Below are 2,155 nucleotides of genomic sequence, written 5' to 3' on the forward strand. Positions count from 1 at the left end.
GGGTCACGGCTCCCACCCCCCGGTTCCGGGACCGCCGCGCTCCGCCCGGCCGCCCTCGTCCTCGACGTCCTCGACACCCTCTTCCCCCTCGCACCCCTGGAGTGGCGGTTCCGGGAGGCCGGAATCCCCCGGGTGCTCATGACCCGCTGGTCGGACCACCTGCTGCGCGACTCGTTCGCCCTGGCGCTGGTGGGCGGCGACGGCGCCGACCGCTCCTTCGAGGACGTGGTCCGGGGCGCGCTGCGCGACATCACCGGCCACCAGATCGCCCCCTCCGCCGAGGACTCCGTCCTCGAAGGGCTGGCCGGACTCGACCCCCGTCCCGAGGCGGCCGCCGCGCTGCGCGCCGCGCGCGGGGCGGGGGTGCCCGTCGCGGTCCTGGGCGACCACGACGACGCGCTGGCCCGGGGGCTGCTGGAGCGCGCCGGTCTGCTCGACCTGGTGGAGGACGTGCTGGCCGCCCGCCCCGCCGGGCAGTGGCGGCCCGCGCCGGACGCCTACCGGGCCGCCGCGCGGTCCCTGGGGGGCGCCCCGGAGCGGCTGGCACTGGTCACCGCGCACGGTTGGGACGTCGCCGGGGCGCGGAACGCGGGGCTGGTGACCGGCTGGTCCTCCCACCTGGAGGGGCGCTTCCCGTCGGTCTTCGCCCCCGCGGACGTCTCGGGCCGCGACCTGGCCGAGACGGTGGACGGACTGCTCTCCCTGCCCGTCGAGCGGTCCTGAACGGGGGCACCGCGAAGCGGGCCTGCGGACAGACTCAGGGCTCGGGGAGCGACGGCAAAACCGTCATCCTCCTTGCGCTTGCTTCGTTTATTGCGGATAATTCGATTGAAGGATCGATGTTCTGACCTTGGCGCCCACGCGAGGAGAAAGCATGGTCGTGTTGTCTTCGCACCCGGACACCAAACAGATCCAGGCGGCCGCCAGTGCCCTGCCCCGGGTCCGCCGCTACCTGGACGAGCACCCCGAGACACTGACACCTGTTCCCGTAGCCGTCGAGGACAGCCAGGAAGAGCTTCTGCTTCCGCGTTCGGCTGTCGAACTCCTGGCGGGTGTGCTCGCGCACATGGCGGCCGGGCGCGGCGTCTCGATCGTTCCGGACCACGCCGAACTGACGACCCAGCAGGCCGCGGACATGCTCAACGTCTCGCGCCCGCACCTGATCGGCCTGCTCCAGGCCGGAGAGATCGCCTACCGCAAAGTAGGTACCCACCGCCGGGTTCGCGCGGGCTCTCTGCTGGAGTACATGGGCAGAGACGATCAGCGCCGCCGCGAGGCCGCCGACGAACTGTCCGCCATGACCCGGGAAATGGGCCTGGACTGAGATGCCCTTCGTCGTCATCTACGATGCGAACGTCCTCTACCCGAGTACGCTCCGGGACCTGCTCATCAGGATGGCGCAGGCGGGTCTCGTCCAGGCGAGGTGGACTCACCAGATCCTGGACGAGACCTTCGACAACCTCCGGAAGAACCGTCCGGAGCTGTCAGCCGACGCTTTGCTGCGCACGAGGAAGCTCATGATCTCTGCGGTCCGGGACTGCCTCGTCACGGGTTACGAACCGCTGATCGACTCCCTGGACCTGCCCGATCTCGATGACCGGCACGTGTTGGCCGCCGCCATCCGCGCACGTGCCCAGGTGATCGTCACGGAGAACCTGTCCGACTTTCCCCCATCGGTTCTCGATGGGTGGGACATCGAGGCCAAGAGCCCGGACGACTTCGTTCTCGACCAGATCCACTTGGACAGGAAAGTGGTCTGGTCCTGCGCACAACAGATCGCCGACTCCTGGCGCAGACCGCCAGGAACGGTTGCTGACGTGCTCGCCAGCCTTCAGCGCAACGGCCTTCACAGCTCGGTGGCGGAACTGCAATCCGAGTGATGGGCGACGGCTGCCCTGCTCGACAACCGTCACCAACGGGGCTCCGAGGGCCATGGCCGCACCGGGCCCCCGCGCCGGTGCGGCCTCCCGAATGGTCGGAGCGGCCTGTGAGTGGCCTGGAGAGTCAGACCAGTAACTGTGCGAGGTGGTAGGCCAGGGCCCCGACCGCGGTGGCCAGGGCGTAGCCCGCGACCGTCCGACCGACGCGGCGGCGGGGCCTGCGGTGGCTCACCGGGCGGCGGGGACGGTCCGACCTGCGCGGCGGCCAAGACCGG

General features: G+C 70.6%; 3 protein-coding genes. All 3 read left to right on the forward strand.

The features are described from left to right. Positions 1-723: HAD family hydrolase (locus ABD54_RS26350; RefSeq protein WP_152692094.1), on the forward strand; the 723-nt coding region annotated here is incomplete at its 5' end. A 151-nt stretch (positions 724-874) separates the two neighbouring features. Further along, positions 875-1,324, forward strand: a complete 450-nt coding sequence (locus tag ABD54_RS26355; protein WP_047872254.1) for a helix-turn-helix domain-containing protein — start codon at positions 875-877, stop codon at positions 1,322-1,324. A gap of 1 nt (position 1,325) precedes the next feature. Continuing rightward, positions 1,326-1,880, forward strand: coding sequence for a PIN domain-containing protein (locus ABD54_RS26360; RefSeq protein WP_047872255.1), 555 nt, complete (start codon positions 1,326-1,328; stop codon positions 1,878-1,880). Positions 1,881-2,155 lie beyond the last annotated feature (275 nt).

Source organism: Nocardiopsis sp. RV163 (assembly GCF_001029525.1).
Taxonomy (GTDB): domain Bacteria; phylum Actinomycetota; class Actinomycetes; order Streptosporangiales; family Streptosporangiaceae; genus Nocardiopsis; species Nocardiopsis dassonvillei.

What these genes read in the sequence shown, in the direction of transcription:
- ABD54_RS26360 (WP_047872255.1), top strand. Translation starts at nt 1,326, where the DNA reads ATGCCCTTCGTCGTCATCTACGATGCGAACGTCCTCTACCCGAGTACG.
- ABD54_RS26355 (WP_047872254.1), top strand. Translation starts at nt 875, where the DNA reads ATGGTCGTGTTGTCTTCGCACCCGGACACCAAACAGATCCAGGCGGCC.